This window comes from Falsiroseomonas frigidaquae (genome assembly GCF_012163145.1).
In the GTDB taxonomy this organism is placed as follows: Bacteria; Pseudomonadota; Alphaproteobacteria; order Acetobacterales; family Acetobacteraceae; genus Falsiroseomonas; species Falsiroseomonas frigidaquae.
Map to the genome: position 1 here is coordinate 109,088 of NZ_JAAVTX010000001.1, position 26,998 is coordinate 136,085.

Below are 26,998 nucleotides of genomic sequence, written 5' to 3' on the forward strand. Positions count from 1 at the left end.
TAGCTGTCCCGCCGGCCGCTATTCGGCCGCACGTACCGCCCCGGCGCTCGGTTCGAAGGATTCCATCAAGGTGGAGATGGTGACCTCATCGCCCGGCGGCGCCAGCGCCGCATCCGCGATCTGCCGTGCCAAGGCCCCCACCGTCAACTCCTCCGTGAGCGCGGCGAGCGCCACCTGCACCCCGAGGCGCTGTTCCAGCCCGCCGCGCAACTCCAGCGCGCCGAGGCTGTCGAGGCCGAGGCCGGTCACTGCCGCATCCGCCGCCACCGCCTCGGCCGGCAGCCGCAGGATGCGGGCGATCTCCTCCGTCACCAGGCGCAGGATCAGCGCCTCCGCCTCCGGCCGCGGCAGGGTGGGCAGGCGGGCGCGCAGGTCGTCCGAGGCCGCGGGAGCCTCCGCGCCGGCCAGCGCCGCCAGCATCGGCTCCGCCATGATCGGCAAGGCCAAGCGGCCTTCCCCGTTGGACAGCCGCACCAGCAGCGGCGCGGCATCGGCGGCGGCCAGCAGCGCCGGCAGGGCGGCGAGGGATTCCGCGGCGGTCATGCCGGTGACGCCGAGCCGGCGGTTCAGCTTCTCGGCCTTCTCCCGGTCATCGGCCAGCATGCCGACATCGGCGATCGGCCCCCAGCCGATGGCCAGCGCCGGCCGGCCGGCGGCGCGGCGGCGGCGGGCCAGCGCCTCCAGCGCCGCGTTGGCGGCGACGTAGTTGGCCTGGCCGGGATTGCCGAAGGTGGTGGTGGCGGAGCTGAACAGCAGGAAAAGCGTGAGCGGATCGCCCGCCGTCAGCCGGTCCAGATTCTCCGCCGCCCGCAGCTTCGGCGCCAGCACCCGGCGGAAGCGGGCCGTATCCATCGCCGTGGCGGCGCCGTCATCCAGCACCGCGGCGCAATGCACCACGCCGCCGATCGGCCGTGCCGCGCGGATTTTCGTCAGTGTCGCCCCAAGCGCCTCGGCATCCGCCGCATCGCACAGATGCAGGGCGGGACGGGCGCCGAGTGCCGAAAGCTCACGCAAGGCGGAAGCCGCTTCCTCGCCGCCGCTGCGGCCGATCAGCGCGAGGTGCTTCGCCCCCTGCCCGACCAGCCAGCGCGCGGTGGCGAGGCCGAAGCCGCGGGTGCCGCCGACGACGATCAGGGTCTGGTCGGCCGGCGGCGCCCAGGGGGCCGCCAGCGCCGGACGCTCCGCGGGCGGGCGGATCACCAGCTTGCCGATATGGGCGGAGGCCTGCAGCGTGCGGAAGGCGGCCTCCACCTCCTCCGGCCCGAACAGCGCATGCGGCAGCGGCCGCAGCGAACCATCCTGCAGCCGGTCACGCACCTGGCCGAGCAGGCGGGAGGCCTGGCCCGGGCGGGCGCGCGGCAACTCGTCCACATCCACCGCGAAGTAGCTGGCATTGCGGCGCAGCGGGCGGATCGGCGCGCGGCGGTTCTCCACATAGTCCCGCTTGCCGAGCTCGACGAAGCGCCCGAACGGCTTCACCAGGCCCAGCGAGCGTTCCATCGCCTCCCCGGCCAGGGAGTTCAGCACCACGTCCACACCCTCCGGCCAGGCGGCGCGCAGCGCGTCGGCGAAGCCGGGGTCGCGGCTGTCCAGCACCAGCTCGGCGCCGGCGGCGCGCAGGAAGGCGCGCTTGGCGGCGCTGCCCGCGGTCATCGCGATGCGCGCGCCGATCGCCTGCGCCACCTGCAGCGCAGCGAGGCCCACCGCGCCGGCGCCACCATGGATCAGTACCGTCTCGCTGGCCTGCAAGTCGGCACAGGTCTCCAGCGCATGCAGCGCGGTCATGAAGGCGACCGGGATGGTCGCCGCCTGCACCGGGTCCAGCCCCTCCGGCAGCGGCGCGATCGCCTCCACCCGGGTGATCACCCGCGCGGCGAGGGCGCCGGGGGCGAAGCCGAAGACGCGGGTGCCGGGGCGCAGCGCGACGCCCGGCCCGGCCTGTTCGACGATGCCGGCGCATTCCATGCCGAGCGTCGGCCCGGCGAAGCCTGCCTCCAGCACTTCCTCCGGCAGCAGCCCCTGCGCCCACATCAGGTCGCGGAAATTCAGGCCGGCGGCCTCGACGCGCAGCGCCACCTCCCCGGGTCCGGGGGCGCGGACCTCGGCAGGCTCCCAGCGCAGCGTGCCGAGCCGGCCCGGCTGGCCGATGCCGAGCGCCAGCGGCCCGCCGGGTGCCGGCGTCGTCAGGCCGCGTTGCAGGCGGGGCACCAGCCGTGCATCCGGGCCGAGCACCACCTCCGCCTCCGGCACCAGCTGGGCCAGTTCGGCGGCCAGGCGCCGCGCCGCGGCCTCCGGCGCCAGGCCGGGCGCCAGGTCGATGCGCCGCGGCCGCAGCGCCGGCATCTCATTCGTCAGCACCCGCGCCAGGCCCAGCAGGGCGGCGGCCTGCGGCACATGGCAGCCCTCCGGCGGCTGCAGCCCGCCCTGGGTCACCAGCACGAAGCCGCCGGCAACGCCAACGGCGGCTTCCGCCAGGCGGGTGACGGTGGCCAGCGTCGCGGCCAGCGCCGGCTCCTCCGGTGCCGCCAGCACCAGCAGGCGCACGCCGCGCAGGCTGCCGGCGGCGGGCATCTCGTCCAGCGTCGCCTGCTCCACCTCCGCCCCGCGGCGCCGCAGCCGCGCGGCCAGGGCATCGGCCAGCGGCGCCGATTCGGCATCCGCCAGCAGCAGGCTGCGCGGCGGCGCCGGGAGGGCGGCGGCGGAGGGTGGCGGCTGTTCGGCGGCCAGCAGCAGGGCCGGCCAGGGCGCACAGGAAAGCGGTTCGGCCACGGTGGCGCGGAAGCCGCCCTCCGCCAGACGGCCGAGCCACAACGCCGCATCCGGCAGCGCGCCGCCGGCCGAGCCACCTGCCGCATCCGGCCCGAGACCGGTCCACCAGGCCGGGTCCTGGCCGCAGACGAAGGTCCAGACGCGGCCCGGCAGGGGTTCCACCAGCAGCAGCGCGCCGCCTTCCGCCAGCGCCGGGCGCAGGGCGGCGGCGAGCGTGGTGCCCGCCTTGGCGCGGGCGGCCGGCGCCAGCCCGATGACGAGGTCAGCCACCAGCGGTGGCGGTGCATCCCCGAGGGGGTCCCAGACGACGCCGCGGATCTCGCTGCCCGCCGGCATGCCTTCCGGCAGTTCGGGCAGCGGCACCCGCCCCTCGCCGGCCGCGATATAGACCAGCGCGCGGCCCATCGGCGCCAGGCGCGCCAGCACGCGGCGCGCCAGCACGCCACCGGCGGCGCCCACTTCCAGGATCCGCAGCGGCCGGGTTTCGGGCCAGGAGGCGGCGAGCGCGCCGACCGCGGCGGCCAGTGCCTCCGCCAATCGTGCCATGCCCTCCCCCTGTGCCGGCGGCGGCGCCGGGTCGCGGGTGCGACCGCGCAACGCATCCGGCAGGCGTTCCGCGGCTTCGGCGATCCAGGCGAGGTCCAGCGCCAGCGCCGGCTGCTCCGCCAGCACCGATCGCCAGATCTCCGCGGCGTCCGGCAGCGCGTTGTCGGGCAGCAGGCGGATGCCGCCAGGCGTGCCCTTCTGCACCGGCTCCGCCGCGCCATCCTCGACCAGCGCGCGGCGCAGGAAGGCCTCGTAGGCCGAGGCCTCGGGGGCGGCTTCATGCAGGGAAGGCTCGGCGGCGTAGAGGCGCTGCGCGGCGGCGGCGACATGCGCCTCCAGCAGCAGGGTTGCCTCGGTCAGGTCCAGCGCTGCGGCGGCGGCGCGGGCGGCTTCCAGGGCGGGCGCGAGCGCCGGGGCGGGCGGCGCACCTTCGGCGGCCGGTGCCAGGCCGATGCGGTAGGCGGCATCCTCCGCATTCGCGGCGCCAGGCAGGGCGAAGCGCTGGAACACCGCATCCTCGATGCGGGCGACGATGCTGCCCACCGCATCGCGCAACACCATCCGCGCGGTGGCGGAGCGTGCGCCGCGGCGGGTCAGCGTGATCTCGGCACTCACCGCCGGCGCGGCGCCGGCCAGCGCCACCAGCCGGCCGAAGCGCACCGGCACCAGGCCTGTGCCAGGCGGCGGCGGCGATTCGGCCAGCAGCGCGAACAGCCCCTGCATGGCGCCATCCAGGCGGGAGGGGTGCAGCAGATAGCCGGCATCCGGCGGCGCCGATTCGGGCAGCGACAGCCGCACCCGCACCTGCCCCGGAACCTGGGTCGGCGCCACGCTGTCCACCGCCGCGAAGGCCGGGCCATAGGTCAGGCCGAGCCGCGCCGCGATGCCGCGCAGGGCCGCGCCATCCAGCGCCGCCGGGCTGCCGCCCAGGCTGCCAAGGGGGGGGCCGGGTGGCAAGGCGGGCGGGGCCAGCGCCGCGGCCGTGGCGGCGCGCAGCTCGCCTTCCGCATGCAGCGCCCAGGCTTCCTCCGACAGACGGCGGCGGCCCTCGATGCGGAACAGGCCGGTGGCGGCATCCAGCGTGCAGCGCAATTCCCGCGCCCGTCCGTGTTCGAGCTGCACGGCGCGCAGGATGCGGAATTCCCCCACCTCCAGCGCCGCGGCGTCGGGGAAACGGGTGCGGGCGGCGGCCAGCGCCATGTCGAGCATGCCCGAGGCCGGCAGCACCGCATCCGGGCCCAGCCGGTGGTCGGCCAGCCAGGGCATCAACTCCGTGTCCAGCGACACGGTCCAGACCGCCGCCTCCGCGCCCCGGCGGAAGCCGAGCAGCGGGTGGTCCTGCACCGGATCCACCAGCCGGCTCGCCTCCACCGTCTCCGGCTGCCAGACCGGCTTGCGGTCGAAGGGGGTCAGCGGCAGGCGGGTGGTGCCAATATCTGCGAAGGTCGGGCCGGCGAAGGCCGGGCCGCCGCGTGGATCAGCGCCGGCGGCAAAGGCGCGGTCGGCAATGGCGGGGAACGGGTCCGCGCCCTCGACATCCCGCTTGCTGAGGCTGACCAGGTTCGCCGCTTCCACCCCGGCCGCTCGCGCGGTCTCGCGCAGATAGGACTGCAGCACCGGGTTGGGGCCGATCTCGAGGAACAGCCGGGCGCCGCGGGCGATGGCGGTGCGCAGCGCAGGCTCGAACTTCACCGGCTGGCGCAGGTTGCGCCACCAGTACAGGGGACCCACCGCATCGCCCGCCAGCATCTCGCCGGTCACGGTCGAGACCATCGGCAGCTGGCCGGGCTGGCCGGCGAGCCCGATCAGTTCCTCCAGCAGCCCATCGCGCACCGCATCCATGGCGGCGCTGTGGAAGGCGTAGTCCAGGTCCAGCGGTACATAGGCGAAGCGCCGCGCCTCCGCCGCCTGCCGCAGTACGGCGAGGTCGGCCTCCGGCCCGGCCAGCGTCACCGCGGCGGGGCCGTTCAGCGCGCCGATCTCGACACGGGATTCCAGCCCGGCGGCGGCGATCAGCGCCGTGGCATCGGCCGCGGTGGCGCCCAGCGCCGCCATGCGGCCCTGGCCACGGGTGCGGTGCTGCTGGCGCGACCTTGCGACCACCAGCCGTGCGGCGGCCGGCAGGTCCAGCAGGCCGGCGGCATGGGCCGCGGCCACTTCGCCCACCGAATGGCCGAGCACGAGGTCCGGCCGCAGCCCCTCCGCCGCCAGCGCCTGCAGGCTGGCCACCTGGATGGCGAACAGCAGCGGCTGGGCGATGTCGGTCGCGGCCAGCTGCTCCGCCGTCACGCCCGTCTCGACCATGGCGCGGGGCGACCAGCCGAGCAGCGGCGCCAGCGCGGCATCCGCCTGCGCCATGCCGGCGCGGAACGGGGCAGAGGTGGCGAGCGCCAGGCGACCCATGCCGGCGAATTGCGCGCCATTGCCACTGAACACGAAGCACAGCCCGCCGGATGCTGCGGCGACGCCGGACACCGCCCTCGGCGCGCCACGGCGCCAATCGGCCAGTTGCGCGGCCAACGTCGGGCCATCCTCGCCTCGCAGCACCAGGCGATGCGGGTGCAGGTCGCGGTGCCGGGCGGCGCCACGGGCCAGCGCCGCGGCCTCCGCCGGCTCGGCCGCGACCAGCCGCGCCTCCCAATTCGCGGCCAGCGCGGACAGCGCGGCGGCGGAACGCGCCGAGAGCAGCAGCGGCGGCGGCGGGCCGGCCTTCGCGGCCCGCGCGAGACGCTTCGGCGCAGGCGCCGGGCCGAGCAGGACGGAGGCATTGGTGCCGCCGAAGCCGAAGGAATTCACCCCCACCACCGGCTGCGCGATATCCGCCAGCGGCTCCAGCGCCGCCGGGACGCGGATGTTCAGCCCGGCGAAGTCGATGTTCGGATTGGGCTCGCCCTGGTGCAGCGTGGCCGGCACCTGCCGCCGTTCCAGCACCAGCATCGCCTTGGCCAGCCCGGCAACGCCGGAGGCCGGCTCCAGATGCCCGATATTGGACTTGATGGACCCCACCGGCAGCGGCGCATCGCGGCCCGCAGCGGCCTGGCCGATCGCCCAGGCCTCGGCCGGGTCGCCCGCCTGGGTGCCGGTGCCATGCGCTTCCCAATAGGCCAGGCGATCGGCGGTGACGCCGGCATCCTGCATCACCTGGCGGATCAGCTTGGCCTGCGAATCGCGGTTCGGCAGCGACAGGCCGATGCTGCGGCCCACCGCGCTGACGCCGCTCGCCAGGATCACGCCACGTATCGAATCGCCGGCCGCCAGCGCGGCATCCAGCGGCTTCAGCAGGAAGGCCGCCGAACCCTCCGCCCGCACATAGCCATCCGCCCCCGCCGTGAAGGCGCGGCAGCGCCCGGTGGGGGACAGCATGCCGGCGCGGGAGAAGCCGACGAAGGGGAACGGCGAGAGCAGCATCTGCACCCCCGCCACCACCGCCGCTTCCAGACGACCCTCCGCCAGCGCCTGGCAGGCCGCGTGCAGCGCGACGAGGGAGGAGGCGCAGGCGGTGTCGATGGTCTCGGCCGGGCCGCGCAGGTCGAAGACATTGGTCAGCCGGTTGGACAGGATCGACAGCGCATTGCCGGTCATGAAGTACCGGTCGCCACCCGCGTGATCCAGGAGGCGCAGATCGCCGTAGTCGGTGGAGGAACCGCCGACGAAGACGCCGACATCGCGCCCCGCCAGGGCGGAGGGCCGCACCCCGGCATCCTCCATCGCCGCCAGCGTCACCTCCAGCAGCAGGCGCTGCTGCGGGTCCATCTCCGCGGCCTCACGCGGTGAGATGCCGAAGGCGCCGGCATCGAAGCCGCGCACATCGCCCAGCGCTCCGGCGGCGAAGGTATAGGCGCGCCCCGGCTCGCTGCGGCGCGGATGCAGGAAGGCGGCCTGGTTGAAGCGGTCCGCCGGCAGGGTGGAGACGGCATCGCGGCCGGATTCCAGCAGGGACCACAGCGCTTCGGCATCGGCGGCCCCGGGCAACCGGCAGCCCATGCCGAGGATGGCGATGGGCATTGCGGCACGCTGCTGGGCCACCCGGGGAGGACGGGTGGATTTCATGACAAGGCCCCTTTCAGGGTCGGCCTGCGCGGGCGGCGGTCACGGCAACCCCTCGTCGCGCCGAACGGCGCCGGGCAGCGGCATGGACCAGTCGCGGTCGCGCTCAGGCAGGCTGGCGGGCTGGTCGGGGCGAGGCGCCGTCCGGTCGGACGGACGCTTCACCAGGTCGCGGAAAAGCTGTTCCACCGCGACGAAGTGGTTCTCCCAGCTCGGCGGCTTCCAGCCTGCCATGCGGCCCATCTGGGCGCGGCGGCTGCCGCTGTCCGGGCGGGCGTAGTCCAGCACGGCACTGCGCCAGGACATGCCATCCAGCGGATCCAGGTAGTCCGGCACCTGGCGGCCCACCTCGCGCAGCGCCGGCAGGTCGGATGCCAGGGCCGGCACGCCGAGCGCCAGGCTTTCCGCCAGCGGCAGGCCGAAGCCCTCGGCGAAGGAGGGGAACAGCAGGGCGCGCGCGCCGCGCAGCAGGGACGCCACTTCCCGGTCGGGCAGCGAGCCGGATTCCCGCACCAGGCCATCCAGCGCGGAACACCGCTCCAGCATGTCCAGCACGTTCTCATTCTCCCAGCCGCGGCGGCCGACCACCACCAGGCGCGGCGCGGCGCCGCCCATGGTGCTGGCGAACTGGCGCCAGAGGTTCAGCAGCAGCAGGTGGTTCTTGCGCGGCTCGATGGTGCCCAGCGCCACGAAATAGGGCCGAAGCGCCACCGGCGGCGCCTCCACCGCCGGCGGCGTCACGCCGAGCGGCGCGACGGCGACCAGCGGGCGGTCCGGCCGCGCCGCCAGCCAGGGCGAGAGCTCGGCTGCCGTCGCCGCGGAATTGACGATGATGGCATCCGCCAGCGCCGCCGTCGTGATGATGCGGCGCTTGTGCTTCTCGGCCTGTCCGGCGCGGGCGAATTCCGGGTGGTGCAGCGGGATCAGGTCGTGGATCAGCGGCACGAAATGGCAGCCGTTGCGCCGCATGCTGGAAATCCGCGCGGGCCGTTCCAGGGCCCGGTGCGAGACCAGCAGGAAGCATTTGTCACCGGGGCGGCGCAGCGCCTCGTTCAGCGCGGGCCGGCCGAAGGGCAGCGCCAGCCGGGCGCGGCGCGCGGTGCCGGCAGCCAGCCGCGTGCCGCTTTCCCAGGATTCCTCCAGCGCCACCACCAGCTCCCGCACCAGGGAGGTGGGCAGCGCCGCGAATCCGAGCAGCGGAACCTCCGCCACGAAGGTGCAATGGGCGGGGTCGTTCGTCGCCCAGTGGCGGGCATAGGCAAGCTCGACCCGGTCGATCCCCGACGGCGCCGAGCGGTGGGCAACCATGAGGAGACGGGAGATGTCGAGAAAGACATGCACGCCTAGCAATCTCCTCGGAGCATGGGGACCCGCCGAAGCTGCGGGACCACCCAGGGGGGGTGCAGCACCGACCAAACCTCATGGTGCACCGCAATATGTCGCGGAGATGGCCGCGACATGTCTCACAATACTGTGTTGATTAACGCTCAACGTCAATCTCTTTTTTGCAACGCAACCCCTGGATTCGCGGGCCGCGTGTATCGGCCCGCCAAGTTTACCCTTTATCCGGGAGAATGACGTTGGTGGACAACCCGAGCAGCAGGACGTCCCGCATGGTTTCGGCGCTCTTGCGCCGAATGTCCAGCCAGGCTTCCGGGGTGTGGAAGGCGCTGTGCGGCGTGATGACCACGCGGCCCTGCAGCCAGGGCTCCCTTGCCCGGTAGGCGGCAAGCAGGCTCGGCACCGGGTCCACCGGCGGTTCGACCGGAATCACGTCGAGCCCGGCGCCGGCGATTTGACCGGAGCGCAAACCGGCTTCCAGCGCATCGATATCGAGGCTTGTACCGCGCGCGGTGTTCACCACAACGGCGCCTTCCGGCAGCCAGGCCAGTTCCCGCGCGCCGATCATCCCGCGCGTCTCCCGCGTATCCGGCGCATGGATCGACAACACGTCGGCGTCGCGCATCAGGTCTTCCAGCGTCCGGCAGCGGGTGATGCCGAGCGCCCGGTCCACGCCATTCGGAAGGTGCGGGTCGTAGAAGCGGACCTTGAAGCCGAAGGCCTTGGCCCGCAGCGCCACGGCCATGCCGATGCGGCCGAGGCCGACGATGCCGAAGCCCTGCACCTCCGCCCGGCGGATCAGCGGGCTGTCCACGTAGCGCCACGGCGCGGGCGGATCGCTGCGCTGCATCTCATGATGCAGGAACAGGCCGCGCCGCAGGCCCAGCGCCAGCGAGATGGCGTGGTCCGCCACTTCCTGCGTGCCGTAATCCGGCACGTTGCAGACGGTGATGCCGCGCGCGGCGCAGGCGGCACGGTCCAGCCTGTCGTAGCCCACGCCCATCCGCACCACGACGCGCAGCTTGGGAAAACGCGCCAGGTCCTTGGGCGTCAGCCAGTGGCGGAAGATCTGCAGGCCATCGACCCTGGCGCAGACGGCATCCGGCAGGGCATCCAGCGTGCCGGTATGCGGCGCGCCACCATGCAGGAACTCGACCCCGGGGCCGAAGACCTCCTGCTCCAAATTCGTGTCCGGATACATGCCCTCGGGTTCGAGGACGGTCAGTTGCGCCACGCTTGCTACTCCCTCCCGGCCGCGCCGGTACCGGCACGGTCTCAGGCGGGCATCCTCGCCGCTGGCGCGGCGGGCCGCAACCGGACCGCCGGCTTAATCAGAGATAAGCGGCCCGGGCGTTGCCGCCCGGGCCCTCGGGGTCAGGCGCGCCACCAGCCCCGCTTGCGCGGCAGTTCCGGCACTGCGCCCTCACCCAGCACGATCGGCGCCACCGGCGGCGCGGCGACCGGCTCGGCGGGGGCCTCTGTGGCGGCGGGCGCCGGTTCGGGCGCCGGCTCGGGCGCCGGTTCACGCGCCGGGACCGGTGTCGGAACGGCGGCAGCCGGCGGCTCGGCCAGGGCCGAATCGGGCGGTGCCACCGGCTCGACCATGGCGGGCGCCGCCGCGATGGCGACCGGCGCCGGCAACTCGGCGGGCGGCTGCTCAGCCGGTGGCGTCTCGGCCACCGGAGCCTGAACCACCGGCTCCTGCACCACCGGCTCCTGAACAACCGGCACTTCCGCAACCGGCTGTACGGCCGGCTGGGCGTGGCGGCGGGACTTCACGGCGCGCTCGGCGGCCTCCTCGGCTGCCTCCATCGCCATGAAGATGTCGTCCATATGCCCGGCGAAGGGGTCGGCCGGGGTCGGCGCGCGGCGGGCCGGCGGCGGGGATTGCGGCGGCGTCGGGCTCGGCAGGGCGGCAACCGGCTCGGCCGGCTGTTCGCCTTCCTCACGCCGGCGACGACCGCCGCGGCGGCCACGGCGACGCCGACGGGCGGCCTCATCCTCCTCGGATTCATCCGTGGTCTCGGCGAGGGATTCCTCGCCGGCCGCGGCGGGAACACGGGGGCCGGTCGCGGCAGGAACACTGGTGCCCTCGGCAGCAACGGCAGGGTCGGCCAGGCCGGGCTGCGGCACGGGCGATGCCTCGGCCGTCTCCTCGCCGTCCTCGGCCTCATCCTCCTCGGTTCCGCCGGACTCACCCGCCTGGCCCTCGACGCCCTCGACCCCGTCGCGACGGCCGCCACGGCGACGACGGCGGCGACGGCGACGACCGGCCTCGCCCTCGGCGCCTTCAGCCGGCTTCTCGCCCGGGCGCTCGCCCGACTTCTCGGCCGGCGCCTCGGCCCGCTGGCGCGGCTCGGATTCGGCTCGCGGCGGCGGCTCGGCCTCGATCTCCTCGATGTCGGGCTCCTCCTCGACCGGCTCCGGCTCCGGCGCGAAATCCATCCGCAGGGCGGAGGGACGCTCCGGCATCGCATCCGGGTTGGCGGCGCGGGTCTTCTCGATCCGCAGGGCGGGCGGGATCAGCGTGTCGTCGGGCTGCACCAGCACGCGCATGCCGAAGCGCTGCTCGATCTGGCCAAGCCGCTCGCGCTTCTGGTTCAGCAGCCACAGCATCACCGGCATGGCACAGTGGACGATGATCTCGGCGGCGCGGCGGCGGGCGCCCTCCTCCTCGATCTGGCGCAGCACCTGCAGGCCGCTGGATTCCACGCTGCGGACCAGGCCGCGGCCCTGGCAATGCGGGCAGGCGACATAGGCGTGTTCCACCACGGAAGGCCGCAGCCGCTGGCGGGACATCTCCAGCAGGCCGAAATGGCTGATCCGGCCGACCTGGATGCGGGCCCGGTCCTGCTTCAGGGCTTCCTTCAGGCGACGCTCGACCTGCGCATCGTTGCGCGCCGATTCCATGTCGATGAAGTCGATGACGATCAGGCCGGCCAGATCGCGCAGGCGAAGCTGGCGCGCCACCTCATCCGCCGCTTCCAGGTTGGTGCGCAGCGCCGTGTCCTCGATGTGCCGGTCGCGGGTGGCGCGGCCGGAGTTCACGTCGATGGAAACCAGCGCTTCCGTCTGGTTGATGACGATGTAGCCGCCCGACTTCAGCTGCACATTCGGGCTGTGCATGGCATCGAGCTGGGCATCGACGCCGTAGCGGGCAAACAGCGGCACGCCGTCGCGCACCGGCTTCACCTTGTTCACGTGCGCGGGCATCAGCATGCGCATGAATTCGCGCGCATCCTGATAGGCTTCCTCGCCCTCCACATACACTTCCTCGACGTCCTTGCCGTAGACGTCGCGGATCGAGCGCTTGATGAGGTCGGCTTCCTCATAGATCAGCGCCGGGGCGGTGGAGGCGAAGGTGCGCTCGCGGATGTTGTCCCACAGGCGCAGCAGGTACTCGCAGTCCCGCTTGATCTCGGGCTTCGGGCGCTGGGCGCCGGCGGTGCGGACGATCAGGGACATGCCCTGCGGCAGCTGCTGCTCGTCGATGATCTCGCGCAGGCGCTTGCGGTCGCCGGCCGAGGTGATCTTGCGGGAGACGCCGCCGCCGCGCGGCGAGTTCGGCATCAGGACCGAGAAGCGGCCGGCCAGCGAGATATAGGTGGTCAGCGCGGCACCCTTACCGCCGCGCTCCTCCTTCACCACCTGGATCAGCATGATCTGGCGGCGCTTGATGACCTCCTGGATCTTGTAGTGGCGCAGGAAGCGCGGCGGGATGCGGCGCTCGCGCGCGTCGTCCTCGGTGGTGCCGCCGAGCGATTCGGGCGGCGGCGCCTCGGAATTGCCGACGCTCTCGACCTCGTCGTCCTGGCGCGCACGATCGCCGCCCCGGTCACCACCCCGGTCGCCGCCCCGGTCACCACCCCTGTCGCGGTCACGGCCGCGATCCCGGTCGCGGCCCCGGCCGCGGCCGCCACGGTCCTGGCGCCCGCGGGCCTGGCGCGGCTCGCCGCCCGGCTCCCCGGCCACCGAATCCGCAGTGTAAGTGTCGCCGTTCTCCGAGTCGCCGGTCTCGGAGTCGCCGGTCTCGGAGTCGCCATTCTCCGGATCACCGGTTTCCGAATCGCCGCCGCGCCCGTCCTCGCGGCCGTCATCATCGGCGCCGCTATCCTCGGACGCCTCCATGTCGCCGGCGGCCTCGGCGTTCTCGCGCCGCTCCGCGGCCAGGGCCGCGTCTTCCGCGGCGGCTTCGGCCTCGGCCTGCGTCGTGGCCTCGGGCGGTTCGTCGGCGGTGATGCGGTCCACCTGCATCGCCATCGGCATGGCGCGCCCCGGGTCGCGATCACCCTCCGCATCGAACCCGGCATCGCCGGAGCCGGCCTGGTCGGACCCGGCGTCGTCGGATCGGGTGTCATCGGATCGGGCGTCGTCGGATCGGGCATCTGCCGATCGGACCTGCTCGCCCGCCGCGTCTTCGGACCCGGCCTCTGCCGCATCCTCTGCCACGACCTCGGCCTCGCCCTCGATGGCGGCCTGCAACGCGCCGGTCAGGGCCTCGTCGCCGTCGCGGGCCGCTTCCTCGGCGTCCTCGCGTTCCTGTTCCTCGCGCGCCTCGGCCTGCTGCATCTCGATCAGGCGCTGCCGGTCGGCGACGGGCAGTTGGTAGTAGTCCGGGTGGATCTCGCTGAAGGCGAGGAAGCCATGCCGGTTGCCGCCATACTCGACGAAGGCGGCCTGCAGGCTGGGTTCGACCCGCACGACGCGGGCCAGGTAGATGTTGCCCTTCAGGGGCATCTTGTTCGCCGACTCGATATCGAAGGCTTCGAGCCGGTTGCCATCCAGCACCACCACCCGGGTTTCCTCGGGGTGGGATGCGTCGATCAGCATGCGCTTGGTCATGGGGGTGGAAACTCCGCACCGCGCTGGCCAGGGGTTGGACCCGTGGGCCGGCAGCGGCGGTCGGGGGTGACGGGGCCCGAGACAGAACGGATCGGCGGCAGGAAATCGTCCATGCGGCGGCGAACCGGTCCTTGTCGCGGCGGGCCCGCCCCGGGGATGGCCCCTGGGACAGACCCTGTTGGGTTCAGTGGGGCCGATGCGCCGGGGAAATCCTCCCTGGCAGACCGGTCCCGGCGGGCGCGCCTCGCGCTGCCCCGGAAACCCTTCAATCGGCATGCCCCATGAACAGGGGCGCCGGTCGCAGGCGCAATCGGGCGGGCGGCTGGCCTGTGGGGCGCCCTGTCTCCAACCTCGTTTCTGCACGAATCGGTCGCAGGGTGTCCGCGCAGGCTCCGCGCCGGCCGGGCCGGCGTCGCGACACCTGGCGAAACACGACGCTGGGCAATGCCCATCACCATGCCAGGCAGTCCGGCCATTGACCCGAAACCCTGTCCACCGCGACAACGCGGGCGGATGCGGGGCCGGGCAGCCGCGCGACACGCAAACCAAGCCGGCGGCGGTTGCCACCGGGGCAGGTCACCATAGGCGGCCCGCCCAGCCTCCACAAGGCGCCGCCGACCATGGACCCGAAAAGGCCCCTGGCGCAGGCCGCGGCGGGCGCCAAACTCACGCAGCCTCTCAACCAAAGCTGGCAAGCCACGGGCAGGATGTGGCAATCTGCCCGCATGGCCGGCACCGGGGGGTGGTCCGGCCTGCCGCGCCGGGGGGCCGTGCGCGGCCTGCCCATGCGGATTGGCCGGCGGTTGCCGCCGATCCGCCGGAATCAAGGGGGTGCCACCCATGCTCGGTCGCCGAGCCCTGGCGAGCCTCATGCTCGGCCTGGCGGCGCTGCCTGCGCCAACCGAAGTCCTTGCCGCTGTCACCGGCGCATCGCTGGAGGCGATAGGCCCCGGCGCACGCCTGACCATCACCCTGCCCGCCGGGGCGCGCTGGAAGCTGCTGGCCGCGCGCCGGCCGAACCGCCTGCTGCTGGAAGTGCCCGGCCAGGCCTGGCGTGCCGCCACCAGGCTGCGCGGCGCCGGGCCGGTGCGCGCCGCCCGCATCGAGCGCGGCCGGCTGCGGCTCGACCTGTCCGGCCCGGTGGCGCTGCGCCGCGCCGCTTCCAGTGGCAACCAGCTGGTGATCGAGGTGGTGCCCGGCGCCGCCGCGCCCTTCGCGCGGCTGGCCGGCGGCGGCAGCGTGATGGCCGAGGGCGGCGGCCCCGCCTCCGCCGCCCGCCGCACGGCGGACCTGCCGCTGGTGGTGCTCGACCCCGGCCATGGCGGGCGCGACCCGGGCGCCATCGGCACCCGCGGCACGCAGGAAAAGCGCGTGGTGCTGGCCGCGGCGATCCAGCTCAAGCGCGTGCTGGAGGCCGGCGGCCGCTGCCGCGTGGCGCTGACCCGTAGCAATGACCGTTTCGTGGCCCTCGGCGCCCGGGTGGATTTCGCCCGCCGCCGCCAGGCCGCGCTGTTCGTCTCCCTGCATGCGGACAGCGCGCCGGGCGCGCGCGGCGCCAGCGTCTATACCCTTGGCGACAGCTCCGACTCGCTGGCCGGGGCGCTGGCGCGGCGGGAGAACCAGGCGGATCGCGCCGGCGGGCTGCGCCTGCCCTCCGTGCCGCCGGAGGTGCAGGCCATCCTTGCCTCCCTGATCCAGGCGGAAACCCGGATCGGCAGCGCCCGCATGGCGCAGCAGGTGGTGGCGGAACTGGGGGAGGACGTGCCGCTGCTGCCCAACACGCACCGCCAGGCCGGCTTCGTGGTGCTGAAGGCGCCGGACGTGCCGGCGGTGCTGGTCGAGATGGGCTTCCTTTCCGACCCGCAGGACGAGGCCGCGCTGCGCCGGGCGGATCATCGCGCCAAGCTGGCCCGCGCCATGGGCCGTGCCATCCATGGCTGGCTGGCGCAGTCGCGCGACATGGCGGCCGTCTTCGGCTGAGCCATGTCTGTTTGAACCGGCGGCGCTGCCCTCGAAAGCCGGGCGCGCCGACCCCAGTTCCGGCACACGTCTCCGCGGGTGCAGGGCAGAGTCATGCGGCTGGCATGTGCCGCGCACCGCCGGACAGTGTATGGGGAGCCCATGGACACCCACGACCTCCGCGCCGAAGGCCCGATGGTGGGCAGCCGCCCGAATGCCGCTGACCCGCAACCGCCCGCCGGCAAGCCGCCGCGCCCGCCCAAGGCCCCGCGCCAGCGCAAGGCTCCGCGCCCGGGGCGCGGCTGGTTCTTCGGCACCATGGGCTTCCTGGCGAAGACCGTCATCATCCTGACGGTGGCGATCGGCCTGACCGGGGCCGGTGCCGCCTATGCGCTGTATCGCTCCGCCGCGGCGGAGCTGCCGGATTACCGCTGGCTGGCGGATTACCAGGCGCCGCAGATGAGCCGGATCTATGCCGGCGACAGCCGGCTGATGGCCGAGCTGGCCCAGGAACGCCGCGTCTTCGTGCCGATCGAGGCGATTCCGCGCCATGTGCAGCAGGCCTTCGTCTCCGCCGAGGACCAGCGCTTCTGGTCGCATCACGGCGTCGACCCGATCGGCATCGCGCGCACCGTGGTGTCCAACCTGGAGCAGCTGGGCACCGGCCGCCGCATGGGCGGCGCCTCCACCATCACCCAGCAGGTCGCCAAGAACATGCTGGTCGGCAACGACCGCACGCTGATGCGCAAGGTGCGGGAGGCGATCCTGGCGCTGCGGATCGAGCAGGCGATGCCGAAGGCCCGCATCCTCGAGATCTACCTGAACGAGATCTTCCTCGGCCAGCAGGCCTATGGCGTGGCGGCGGCGGCGCAGAACTACTTCAACAAGTCGCTGGATGACCTTTCGGCGGCGGAAGCCGCCTTCCTGGCCGCGCTGCCCAAGGCGCCGAACAACTACAACCCGGCCCGCTTCCCCGAGGCCGCGATCGGCCGGCGGAACTGGGTGATCGACCGCATGGCGGAGGATGGCGCGCTGACCGTGGCGGATGCCACGCGCGCCAAGGCCGAGCCGCTGGTCCCCCGCCCGCAGCGGCGGCCGGACGTGGTGCCGGTGGGCCAGTACTTCACCGAGGAAGTGCGCCGCGAACTGGTCGCCCGCTTCGGCGCCGACCAGACCACGATGGGCGGCCTCGTGGTCCGCACCTCGCTCGACCCGGTGCTGCAGGAAGGCGCGGAGACGGCGCTGCGCAACGGGCTGCTGGCCTATGACCGCCGGCGCGGCGGCTGGCGCGGCCCGGTGGCGCGCATCCCGGCTGAGGCCACGGAATGGCTGCCCGCGCTGCAGGCGCAGCAGCGCCCACCCGGCGCGCCGGCCGAATGGCGCCTGGCCGTGGCGCTGGAGGTGCGCGACCGGGAAGCGCGCATGGCCTGGCTGGAGCGGCCTGATGCCCGTGCGGCGGCGCAGCCGCGCACCGCCATGCTGCCCTTCGCCGAGGTTTCCGGCTGGGCCCGCCCGGTGCGGGATGGCCGCGTCGGTGGCGCGCCGCGGCGCATGCAGGACGTGCTTTCTCCGGGTGACGTGGTGCTGGTGGAAACCCTGCCCGCCACCGCCGCCCAGGGCCGCACCCCGGCCCGGCCGGAACGCCTGACCCTGCGCCAGATGCCGGAGGTGGAGGGCGCCGTGGTGGCGATGGACCCGAACACCGGCCGCGTGCTGGCGATGGTCGGCGGCTGGTCCTTCGAGCGGTCCTGGTTCAACCGCGCCAGCCAGGCGCAGCGGCAGCCGGGTTCCTCCTTCAAGCCCTACGTCTACCTGGCGGGGCTGGAGGCCGGCATCCCGCCGAACCAGCTTCTGCTGGACGGCCCGGTGGAGGTGATGACGCCGCAGGGCCTGTGGCGGCCGGGCAATTATGGCGGCGGCGCGCCGCAGGGCTGGGTGACGATGCGCAGCGCTCTGGAGCGCAGCCTCAACCTCGTCACCGTGCGCCTGGCGCAGCAGGTCGGCATGCCTGCGGTGGCGGAAGTCGCCTCCCGCTTCGGCGTCATCCCCAACATGCAGCGCGTGCTGGCCATGTCGCTCGGCGCCGGGGAGACCACGGTGCTGCGCCAGGCGGCTGGCTATGCCAGCTTCGTGAATGGCGGCCGGCAGGTGACGCCGACGCTGATCGACAGCGTGCAGGACCGCCAGGGCCGCCTGGTCTGGCGTACCGATGCGCGCGAATGCCGCGCCTGCAACAGCGAGCCGAACGGCCCGCCGCCGGCCCTGGCGGAAACCCGCCAGCAGGTGACGGACCCGGTTTCCGCCTTCCAGATGACCAGCATGCTGCAGGGCGTCGTGCAGCGCGGTACCGGGGCGCGGGCCGGCGCCGGGCTGGACCGCCCGGTGGCGGGCAAGACCGGCACCACGGACGACTTCAAGGATAATTGGTTCGTCGGCTTCACCCCGGACCTGGTGGTTGCCGTCTGGGTCGGCTTCGATGAGCCGCGCAGCCTGGGCAATGGCGAGACCGGCGGCAGCAATGCGGCGCCGATCTTCCGCGACGTGGTGGCGGCGGCGCTGGGCGACAGCCCTCCCCTGCCCTTCCGCGCGCCGCCGGGCGTAGCGCTGGTGCGGCTGCAACTGCCGAACGGCCAGACCATCTACGAAGCGTTCAAGCCCGGCACCGAGAACAGCGCCCGTCCGCCGATGGACCCGCTGGCGCCGGAGCCTGGTACGGCGGCGGCCAGCGTGGACAGCAACCTGGGCGGTTTGTACTAGCCGCCCTTCAAGCGCCGGGCGGTCGCTCCGCGGCCTTTGCTCGCCGCATAAGCGGCGGGCCGCAATTCGACTGCTGTCTCGACAGCCGCCCGGGCGGGCTCTAGGTAACCCGCCATGCGCGCCGATGCCGAGAACCTGAAGACCCAGATCGCCGAGGGCCTCGCCCTGCTGCGCGCCCATCTCAATTGGGATGAGGCGCTGCGGCAGCTCGAGGAGCTGAACGCGAAATCCGAGGATCCGGACCTCTGGACCAAGGCGGATGCCGCACAGGCCCTGATGCGCGAACGCAACCGCCTGGCCGCGCAGATCGAGGGCGTGCAGACGCTGGAGCGCAACGTGGCGGATGCGCTGGAGCTGATCGAGCTGGCCGAGGCGGAGGGCGATGTCGCCATCGCCGATGCCGCGGTCGCCGACCTCAAGACCTACGCCGCCGAGGTGAAGCACCGCGAGACGGAAAGCCTGCTATCCGGCGAGGCCGACCAGAACGACGCCTATCTGGAAGTGAACGCCGGCGCCGGCGGCACCGAGGCCCAGGACTGGGCCGAGATGCTGCTGCGGATGTACACGCGCTGGGCCGAGAAGCGCGGCTACAAGCTGTCGCTGACCGAACAATCCGATGGCGAGCAGGCCGGCATCAAGTCGGCCACCATCCAGGTCACCGGCCCGAACGCCTTCGGCTGGCTGAAGACGGAAACCGGCGTGCATCGCCTGGTCCGCATCAGCCCCTTCGACGCCGCGGCGCGCCGGCAGACCAGTTTTGCCAGCGTCTACGTCTATCCGGTGATCGACGACCGGATCGAGATCGAGATCAATCCGGCCGACCTCAAGACCGACACCTTCCGAGCTTCCGGCGCGGGCGGGCAGCACGTCAACAAGACCGAATCCGGCGTGCGGTTTACCCACCTTCCAACCGGCGTGGTCGCCGCCTCGACCCAGGACCGCAGCCAGCACAAGAACCGCGCCATCGCCATGGAGATGCTGAAGGCGCGGCTCTATGAGCTGGAACTCCGCAAGCGCGAGGCGATCAGCGACGCGGTGGAGGCCGGCAAGACCGATATCGGCTGGGGCCACCAGATCCGCAGCTACGTGCTGCAGCCCTACCAGATGGTCAAGGACCTGCGGACCGGCGTGGAAAAGGGCAATCCGGCCGCCGTGCTGGATGGCGAGATCGACGACTTCATGGCCGCCGCCCTGGCCCAGCGCGTCGGCACCACGCGCTCCGAGGCCAGCGCCAAGGCCGACTGACCGTGGAGGCGGGGCTGGATGCGCTGCGCGCCGCCATCCTCGCCGCCTTCCCGGACCTCGCCGGCGCCCGGTTCACCTTGCTGGCCGATGGCTGGGAAAGCCAGGCGGTCGATGTCGATGACCGGCTGATCTTCCGCTTTCCGCGCTTCGATCGCGGTGCGGGCGAATTGGCGCGGGAAGCGCGGCTGCTGGCGGCGATCGGGCCATCGGTGAAGCTCGCGGTGCCGCGCACCCACTTCCATCCCGGCCCTCCCTGCTTCGCCTGGCATGTGAAACTGCCGGGCGGCACGCTGCTGCCAACCCACTACGCCGCCCTGCCGGAGGCCGCACGGCAGCGGCTGGCGGAGGATCTGGCCGGCTTCCAGGCCGCCTTGCACGGCCTGGACCATGCGCCGCTGCGGCAGGCGGGCGCCGGGCCGGTGTGGCCATGGCCAGCGCCCGAGGCGATCCTGCACCAGGCCCTGCCGCGCCTGCCGCCCGGGCTGCGGGCGGCGGCGACACGGATCGCGACCGATTGCGCTGCCATGGCGCCGGACCCCGCCGGCATCGTCTTCGGGCATTTCGACACGCATGGCTGGAACCTCGCCTTCGACCATGCGGCGGGCCGGGTACATGGCGTCTTCGACTTCGGCAGCAGCGGCTTCGGCCCGCTGCACCGGGACTTCCTGGCCCCCAGCTTCATCGCGCCGGAGCTGACCGACCGGATGATGGCGCATTACGAAGCGCTGACCGGCCGGCGCCTGGACCGCGACCGCGTCGCGCTGCTGACCGGGCTGCAGCGGCTGATGGAACTGGGCGAGGCGACGGAAGCGCAGGTTGCCCGGTTCGACCTGCTGCCGAACCTGCAGGGCTGGATGCACCGCCTGCCGTAACGGCCAGCCCGATCCACCCCTGTTCATCGGCCATAAGTATGACCTATAAACCTTGAGTTCGACGCCGCGCATAGACCGGCGAGGAGGGTGGATGCTGATCGGGACATCTGGCGGCGCGGCCGCCCCGGGCGCACCGGCATGAGTGCCGCCGCCCCAGCCATCGTCAGGACCGCCGCCCAGACCATCGGCCAGACCATCGGCCAGACCATCGCCCAGAAGATCATCGCTGCGCATTGCGGGCGGGATCAGGTCTCGGTCGGCGAATACGTCACCGTCTCACCCGACTACACGGCCTGCCAGGAGCTGTTCTGGCCCGGCCACAAGCGCAACCTGGAACGCATCGGCGTGGACCGGATTCCCCGCCCGGACAAGGCGGTGATGGTGATCGACCATTCCACCTCCGCCGCCATGGGATCGCACCACCACGAGACCCACCGCACGCTGCGCGACTGGTGCGAAAGCCAGGGCATCGAGAATTTCTTCGGCCCCGGCAACGGGCTGCGCCACCTGGTGCTGACGGAGCGCGGCTTCGCCCGGCCGGGCACGCTGATCTTCTCCGACGAGGGCAACATCGCGACGATCGGCGTGCTGGGTGCGCTGAACCTGCCGATCTCGACGGAGGTGATCGTCGCCATCATCCAGGATGAGAACTGGATCGCGGTGCCGCCCTCCGCCCGCATCACGCTGACCGGGCGGCTCGGCTTCGGCGTCACGGCGCGGGATCTGATCCAGACCATCCTGCGCGACTGCACCGCCGATGGGCGGCTTCTGCAATGCTGCGTGGAGTTCGACGGGCCGGGTCTGGCGACGCTGAGCCTGGATGACCGCCAGGCGATCCTCGCCTCCCTGTTCCACTCCGGCGCCTATACCGGGATCATGGAGCCGGATGCGCTGGCGCTGGACTATGTGCGCGCCCGCGACGCCGGCCGGCCCTGGCAGGTGGTGCGCGCCGATCCGGACGCCAGCTACATGACGCGGCTGACCTACGACCTCGCGGCCATCCAGCCGATGGTCACGGTGCCGCCGGATGCGCATGGCGCGGTGCCGGTGGAACAGGCGGCCGGCAGGCGGATCGACCAGGCCACCATCGGATCCTGCGCCAATGGCCGGCTGGACGACATGCGGGAAGCGGCACGCCTGCTGCGCGGCCGCCAGGTGGCGCCGCATGTCACGCTGTATGTCACCCCCGGCAGCCGCGGCGTCTATGTCGAGGCGGCGCGTGAGGGGCTGCTGGAGGTGCTGGCCGAAGCCGGCGCCACCATCCTCGCCCCCGGCTGCACCACCTGCTGGGGCTACCAGGGCGTGCTGAACGAGAATGAGGTGCTGATCTCCACCCAGCAGTTCAACTACCACGGCCGCAACGGCGCACGTTCCTCCCGCGTCTACCTTGCCGGGCCGGCGGTGGTCGCGGCCTCCGCCGTGGCGGGGCGCATCACCGATCCGCGCGACATGCTGTCGGAGGTGGAGGCATGACAGTGCCGCGCGGCCGGGTGTGGAAATTCGGCGACGACGTGCATGGCGATGACGGCATCATCGAATTCGCCATCATCCGCGACAGCTTCGGCAAGGAATTCGACGAGGACGCGCTGCGCGCCATGTGTTTCCGGCGGCTGCGGCCGGAATTCCCGGCCGAGGTGCGGAAGGGCGACATCGTCGTCGGCGGGCGCAACTTCGCGCACCACAACCATGTCGAGGTCAGCGTCGCCATGCGCGCCTCCGGCATCGCCGTGGTCGTGGTGGAATCCTGCGATTCCGGCTTCCTGCGCCGGGCGCTGAACCACGGGCTGCCGGTGATGATCTGCCCCGGCATCCACGCCGCGGTGCAGGATGGAGAGGTGCTGGAGGCGGACCCGGCGACCGGGCTTGTGACCCTGCCGGATGGCCGCGTGTTGCGCGCCAGCCCATTCTCCGAACGCATGGTACAGATCTGGCACGCGGGCGGGTCGATCCCGCTGCTGGAACGCGAATTCGCCGCCCGGCGGGCGGCGCAAGGCTGAACAGGGGAGACAAGAAGATGGTGACACGTCGCACGACGATCTTCGGCGGGGCCGCCCTCGCGCTGGCCGCGACCGGCCAGGCGCAGGCCCAGACCTTTCCGGACCGCCCCGTGCGGCTGGTGGTCGGCTACCCGCCCGGCGGCAATGTGGATTTCACCGCGAGACTGCTGCAGCCGGCGATGAGCCAGGCGCTGGGCCAGCCGGTGGTGGTGGAGAACCGGGCCGGCGCCGGCGGCATCGTCGGCACCGACGCCGTGGCGAAGGCACGGCCGGACGGCCACACCATGCTGATCACCGGCACCGCGCCCGTCTCGATCTTTCCCGTGGCGATGGAACGCCTGCCCTATGATCCGCTGCGCGACTTCGCGCCGATCGGCATGGCCTATCGCGTGCCGATCGTGCTCATGGTGGCGAAGGACATCACGGCGCGCAGCCTGGCGGAATTCGTCGCGGCGGCGAAGTCCACGCCGGGCGGCTTCTCGGCCGGCACCGCCGGCACCGGCTCCGGCGCGCATCTGGCGATCGAGCTGTTCAATGCCGGCACCGGGGCGGGGCTGGTGCATGTGCCCTATCGCGGCACCGGCCCGGCGCTGAACGACCTGATCGCGGGCAATATCCCGGTGATGTTCGACCAGCTTTCCAGCGCGCTGCAGCTGCATGCCGATGGCCGCGCCCGCATCCTCGGCATCGCCTCCGCCGAACGCTCCCCGCTGCTGCCGGATGTGCAGACGCTGCGCGAGGCCGGGCTGGTCCAGGCGGAACTCAGCACCACGCTCGGCCTGCTGGCGCCCGCCGGGACGCCGGCGCCGGTTGTCGAGAAGCTGCGCGCCGCACTGGCCGCCGCGCTGGCCGATGCCACGGTGCGGGACCGCCTGACCAGCCTGGGCGCGATGATTCCGCCCGCCGCCAACATCACCCCCGCCTATTACGGCCAGGTGATCCGCGACGAGCTGGACATCTACCGGGAGGCCGTGCGGCTGGGCAACGTCAAGCTGGAATAGAGCATCTTCAAGCCTTGCGGCTGCGCAAGGCGACGCTCAAGACGCGTCGGAAGCAGCCTGGGTCAGGCCGCCGCGTTCCGCTCCGCGGTGGCGCCCACGATGCGCCCATCCTCCATCGCCACCACGCGATCGGCGATGTCGAGGATGCGCGGGTCGTGCGTGACCAGCAGGATCGGCACGCCGCGCGACTTGGCGAGGTGGCGCAGCAGCATCACCACCTCATGCCCGCTCGCCTTGTCCAGCGCCGCGGTGGGCTCGTCCGCCAGCACCAGGCCGGGCTCCGCCGCCAATGCGCGGGCGACCGAGACGCGCTGGCGCTGGCCGCCGGAAAGCTGGGCGGGCAGCTTGTCCAGATGCTCCGCCAGCCCGACCTGCCCCAGCAGTTCGGCCGCGCGGTCCAGCCGCTGGCGCTCCCCCAATGCCGCATCCTGCTCCAGCGCCATCGCCACATTCTGCCGCGCGGTCAGGAAGCCCAGCAGGTTGTGGTTCTGGAAGATGAAGCCGATGTTGCGGCGCAGGCGGACGCGAACCGATTCCGGCGCACCCTTCAGCTCCTGCCCCAGCACCCGGGCGCTGCCGTCCTGCATCGCGCGCAGCGCGCCGATCAGCGTCAGCAGCGTGGTCTTGCCGCTGCCGGAGGGTCCGGTCAGCAGCACGATCTCGCCCGGTGCCACGGTCAGGTCCACGTCCCGCAGCACGGCCTTGCGAAGCTCGCCCTCGCCATAGGCGAAGGTGATGCCGCGCAGCAGGACGGGTGCTTCAGCCGGCATCAGAACATGTCCGCAGGGTTGGCATCGCGCAGCTTCCGCATCGCCAGCAGCCCGGCCACCGCGCACATGGTGAAGATCATCGCGAAGACGGTGCCGGCGCGCGCCAGGTCCATCGCCAGCGGCAGGAAGGTGGCGCTGCCCACCAGATCATACAGCAGGGCGGAGACCAGGAAGCCCGGCACGAACCCCGCCACCGCCAGGATCAGCGCCGCGCCCAGCACCACCTGGCCGAGATAGCCGTTGGAATAGCCCATGGCCTTCAGCGTGGCGTATTCCTTCAGATGGCCGGCGATGTCGCTGAACAGGATCTGGTAGACGATGACCATGCCGACAACGAGGCCCATCAGGCTGCCGAAGGAGAAGATGAAGCCGATCGGCGTCGTATCCTCCCAGTAGGATCGCTCATGGGCGATGAGCTGCGCCTGGGTCAGCACCATCGCATCCGCCGGCAGCAGGGCCCGCAGCTTCGCCTGCGCGGCGAGGACATCGGCACCGGGCCGCAGGCGGATCGCCACCAGGTCGATGGAGGAAAGCAGCCTTTCCTTCACCACGCGGCGGAAATTCACGTCCGACAGCACGATGTTGCCATCCGCGCCGAAGGACGGCCCGATCTCGATCAGCCCGACCACCTCCATGTCCCGGTTGCCGACCTGCACCTCGAACGGCCCGCGTTCCGCCAGCATCTGCGGCACCGGGCCGAATTCGGGGCGGGATCGCTGGTCGAAGGCCATGGTATCGGCGCGCTTCAGCCGGTCCAGCAGCGGCGCCAGGCCGGGAAAATCCACCACCCCCGCATCGGTGTCCACGCCAACGAGCTGGATGGCACGGCGGGTGCCGTTCTCCGGGTTCCGCCAGGTGGCCTGGGCCAGGTAGATCGGCACGGCACGCTCCACCTCCGGCAGCGCCAGCACCTGCCAGGCGCGCACCCGCGGCATCGGCTCCGACCGGAAGCTGGCGGTGGTCAGCGGGTGCATCAGGAACAGGTCGCCGCGCATCGCGCCGATCAGCGCCGTGGCACTGTCGAACAGCGCGGCACGGAAGCCGAGCTGCATGAAGACCAGCACGCAGGCGAACATGACGCCGGCGATGGCGGAGGCCAGCCGCGCCTTCTCCGACCACAATTGCCGCCAGGCCAGGCGCACCGCCAGCAGCGCGGAGGCCGCGAGCCCGGGCGCGCGCCGCGGCGCGAGGGCGATGCTGGCGCCAAGGGCCGGGGCGCTCATGGCCGGATCGCCACCTGCACCTGCATGTTGGAGCGCCGCGCCAGCGTCGCCACGCCTTCCGCCGCCAATGTCAGCCGCACTTCCACCGTCCGCGCATCGACGGCGGCGACGGGATCGGTGCCCGCCTGGGTGGTGCGGCGCACCTGCCAGCCGATCTCGCGCACCGTCGCGGCGAAGCGCTGCGGCTCGCCGGGCACCACCACCTCGGCCGGGGCGCCCTGGCGCAGGCGTGGCAGGTCGGTCTCGAACACCTCCGCCACCACGTCCATCGCCGTCAGGTCGGCCATTTCCAGCACGCCGTCACTGCCCACCGCTTCCCCCGCACGGGTCAGCACGCGCAGCACGGTGCCGTCGATCGGCGCGCGCAGCCGGGCCATGGCGGCTTCCGCGCGGGCACGGGCAACGGCGGCCTCGGCGGCGGTGTATTCAGCCTCGGCGAGCGCGAGGTCCTCGGGGCGCGGGCTGAGCAGCGTGTCGAGCGCGGCCTCGGCTTCCGCCCGCTCGGCGCGGGCCTGGTTGGCGGAGAAGCGGGTGCGTTCCGCGGTGGCCTCGGCGCCGGCGCCGCTGCGTTGCAGGCGCTCCGCCCGCTCCGCCTCCCGCCGCGCGCTGGCCTCGGCGTTGCGCAGCGCCTCCACCCTGGCGCGCTGGGCGGCGACCTCGCTGGCGCGGCCGGCGGCGCGGGTGCGGGCCAGGCGCGCGGCGGATTGGGCGAGCTGCGCCTCCGCCTGCGCCAGGGCGGCGTCCTTCAGCGCGGCGTCGTGGAATTCGGCGACCACCTGGCCGGCGCGGACCGCATCGCCTTCCGCCACCAGCAATCGGGCGATGCGCGTACCCTCCACCCCGCCGGCCGGCGCCAGGCGGCGGATGCGGGAGGCAGGTTCCACCCGGCCGAGCGCGCCTACCCCGGCCGGGCCGGTCGCCGCGGTAGCCGGCGCGGATGCGGGCTCGGCGGCGCTGCCCAGCATCCACCAGGCTCCTGCGGCCAGGACCAGCAGCAGCAGGCCGCCGGCGAGCATGCGCGTGCGGGTCATGGCGAGGTCTCCAGCAGCCGCTCCAGCGCCGCGCGCAGGTCGGTCAGTTCCGCCCGGTCCAGGGTGTAGAGGCCGAAGACATGCCCCATGAACAGCCCGTCGGTGGCGCACATGATGGCCTGGCCCGCCCCCGGCGCCAGCCCGTCCGTGGCGATGGCGGCGCGCATGCCCGCGAAGACCGCGCGCACCGGGTCGAGCAGCACCGGGTCGTGGTGGAAGGCGGCCAGGAACACCGCGGCGGCGCGGTCCTGCAATTCGCAGGCGGCGATCGGTTCGTTGAAGGCCCAGGCCAGCATGGCCCGGGCGGCGCGGCCGGCGCCTTCGGGCTGCGCGGCGACGGCGGCCGCGAAATCCGCCTGCATCGCGGTGGCCAGCCGGCCGAGCATGCCGCTCAGCAGCGCCTCCTTCGAGGCGAAATGGTACAGCAGCCCGCCCTTGGAAATGCCCGCGTCGCGCGCCGCCGCCTCCAGCGTCAGGGCTGGCACGCCGCGCGACTGCACGATCGCCTCGGCAGCATCGAGGATGCGGGTGCGGGAATCAGCATGCGAATCAACCATACGTGCTAACTATACCGTCCGGACGGTTTTTCAACGGCCCG

15 protein-coding genes are annotated in these 26,998 nt (G+C 72.9%); 7 read left to right on the forward strand and 8 right to left on the reverse strand.

All coding sequences use genetic code 11. The features are described 5' to 3' along the window. Positions 1 to 18: 18 nt before the first annotated feature. The 4 genes from HB662_RS00495 to HB662_RS00510 form a co-directional block, all read right to left on the reverse strand. Complete coding sequence (locus tag HB662_RS00495; RefSeq protein ID WP_168046093.1) at positions 19 to 7,320, reverse strand: type I polyketide synthase; 7,302 nt, start codon at positions 7,318 to 7,320, stop codon at positions 19 to 21. An 84-nt stretch (positions 7,321 to 7,404) separates the two neighbouring features. Continuing rightward, on the reverse strand, positions 7,405 to 8,703 hold the full coding sequence (locus HB662_RS00500; RefSeq protein ID WP_342449413.1) for a glycosyltransferase family 4 protein: 1,299 nt from the start codon (positions 8,701 to 8,703) through the stop codon (positions 7,405 to 7,407). A 214-nt stretch (positions 8,704 to 8,917) separates the two neighbouring features. Beyond that, positions 8,918 to 9,937 carry a C-terminal binding protein gene (locus tag HB662_RS00505; RefSeq protein WP_342449414.1) on the reverse strand — a complete coding sequence of 340 codons (1,020 nt, stop codon included), beginning with the start codon at positions 9,935 to 9,937 and terminating at the stop codon, positions 8,918 to 8,920. 140 nt (positions 9,938 to 10,077) lie between these two features. After that, a complete protein-coding gene (locus HB662_RS00510) occupies positions 10,078 to 13,545 on the reverse strand; it encodes an Rne/Rng family ribonuclease (RefSeq protein ID WP_245185360.1) in 3,468 nt (1,155 codons plus the stop codon). An 840-nt stretch (positions 13,546 to 14,385) separates the two neighbouring features. Here HB662_RS00510 and HB662_RS00520 point away from each other — a divergent pair. The 7 genes from HB662_RS00520 to HB662_RS00550 all read left to right on the forward strand — a co-directional run bounded on the left by HB662_RS00520 (position 14,386) and on the right by HB662_RS00550 (position 23,376). Beyond that, positions 14,386 to 15,525, forward strand: a complete 1,140-nt coding sequence (locus HB662_RS00520) for an N-acetylmuramoyl-L-alanine amidase family protein (RefSeq protein WP_168046095.1) — start codon at positions 14,386 to 14,388, stop codon at positions 15,523 to 15,525. 141 nt (positions 15,526 to 15,666) lie between these two features. Further along, entirely contained in the window at positions 15,667 to 18,261 is a 2,595-nt protein-coding gene (locus HB662_RS00525) for a penicillin-binding protein 1A (protein WP_245185361.1), read from the forward strand. A 114-nt stretch (positions 18,262 to 18,375) separates the two neighbouring features. Further along, positions 18,376 to 19,506, forward strand: coding sequence for a peptide chain release factor 2 (prfB, locus tag HB662_RS00530; RefSeq protein ID WP_168046097.1), 1,131 nt, complete (start codon positions 18,376 to 18,378; stop codon positions 19,504 to 19,506). 2 nt (positions 19,507 to 19,508) lie between these two features. Next, entirely contained in the window at positions 19,509 to 20,378 is an 870-nt protein-coding gene (locus tag HB662_RS00535; RefSeq protein ID WP_168046099.1) for a phosphotransferase, read from the forward strand. 138 nt (positions 20,379 to 20,516) lie between these two features. Continuing rightward, entirely contained in the window at positions 20,517 to 21,851 is a 1,335-nt protein-coding gene (locus tag HB662_RS00540) for a 3-isopropylmalate dehydratase large subunit (protein ID WP_168046101.1), read from the forward strand. Beyond that, positions 21,848 to 22,375, forward strand: coding sequence for a 3-isopropylmalate dehydratase small subunit (locus HB662_RS00545; RefSeq protein WP_168046103.1), 528 nt, complete (start codon positions 21,848 to 21,850; stop codon positions 22,373 to 22,375). The genes HB662_RS00540 and HB662_RS00545 overlap by 4 nt, the downstream gene beginning before the upstream one ends. Positions 22,376 to 22,392: 17 nt before the next feature. Next, positions 22,393 to 23,376, forward strand: a complete 984-nt coding sequence (locus tag HB662_RS00550) for a Bug family tripartite tricarboxylate transporter substrate binding protein (RefSeq protein WP_168046105.1) — start codon at positions 22,393 to 22,395, stop codon at positions 23,374 to 23,376. A 62-nt stretch (positions 23,377 to 23,438) separates the two neighbouring features. Here the strand turns inward: HB662_RS00550 and HB662_RS00555 are convergent, their stop codons facing one another. Genes HB662_RS00555 through HB662_RS00570 form a run of 4 tightly spaced genes read right to left on the reverse strand, consistent with a single transcriptional unit; the run spans position 23,439 to position 26,957 of the window. After that, on the reverse strand, positions 23,439 to 24,146 hold the full coding sequence (locus HB662_RS00555; protein WP_168046107.1) for an ATP-binding cassette domain-containing protein: 708 nt from the start codon (positions 24,144 to 24,146) through the stop codon (positions 23,439 to 23,441). Continuing rightward, positions 24,146 to 25,369 (reverse strand): ABC transporter permease DevC, encoded by a 1,224-nt coding sequence (devC, locus tag HB662_RS00560; protein ID WP_168046109.1) that lies wholly within the window; start codon positions 25,367 to 25,369, stop codon positions 24,146 to 24,148. Before devC ends, HB662_RS00555 begins: the two co-directional genes overlap by 1 nt. Further along, positions 25,366 to 26,400: an HlyD family efflux transporter periplasmic adaptor subunit gene (locus tag HB662_RS00565; RefSeq protein ID WP_168046111.1), complete on the reverse strand. Its 1,035-nt coding sequence runs from the start codon at positions 26,398 to 26,400 to the stop codon at positions 25,366 to 25,368. The genes devC and HB662_RS00565 overlap by 4 nt, the downstream gene beginning before the upstream one ends. Beyond that, the gene (locus tag HB662_RS00570; protein WP_168046113.1) at positions 26,397 to 26,957 is read right to left on the reverse strand and encodes a TetR/AcrR family transcriptional regulator; all 561 of its coding nucleotides are present in this window, start codon (positions 26,955 to 26,957) and stop codon (positions 26,397 to 26,399) included. The genes HB662_RS00565 and HB662_RS00570 overlap by 4 nt, the downstream gene beginning before the upstream one ends. Positions 26,958 to 26,998 lie beyond the last annotated feature (41 nt).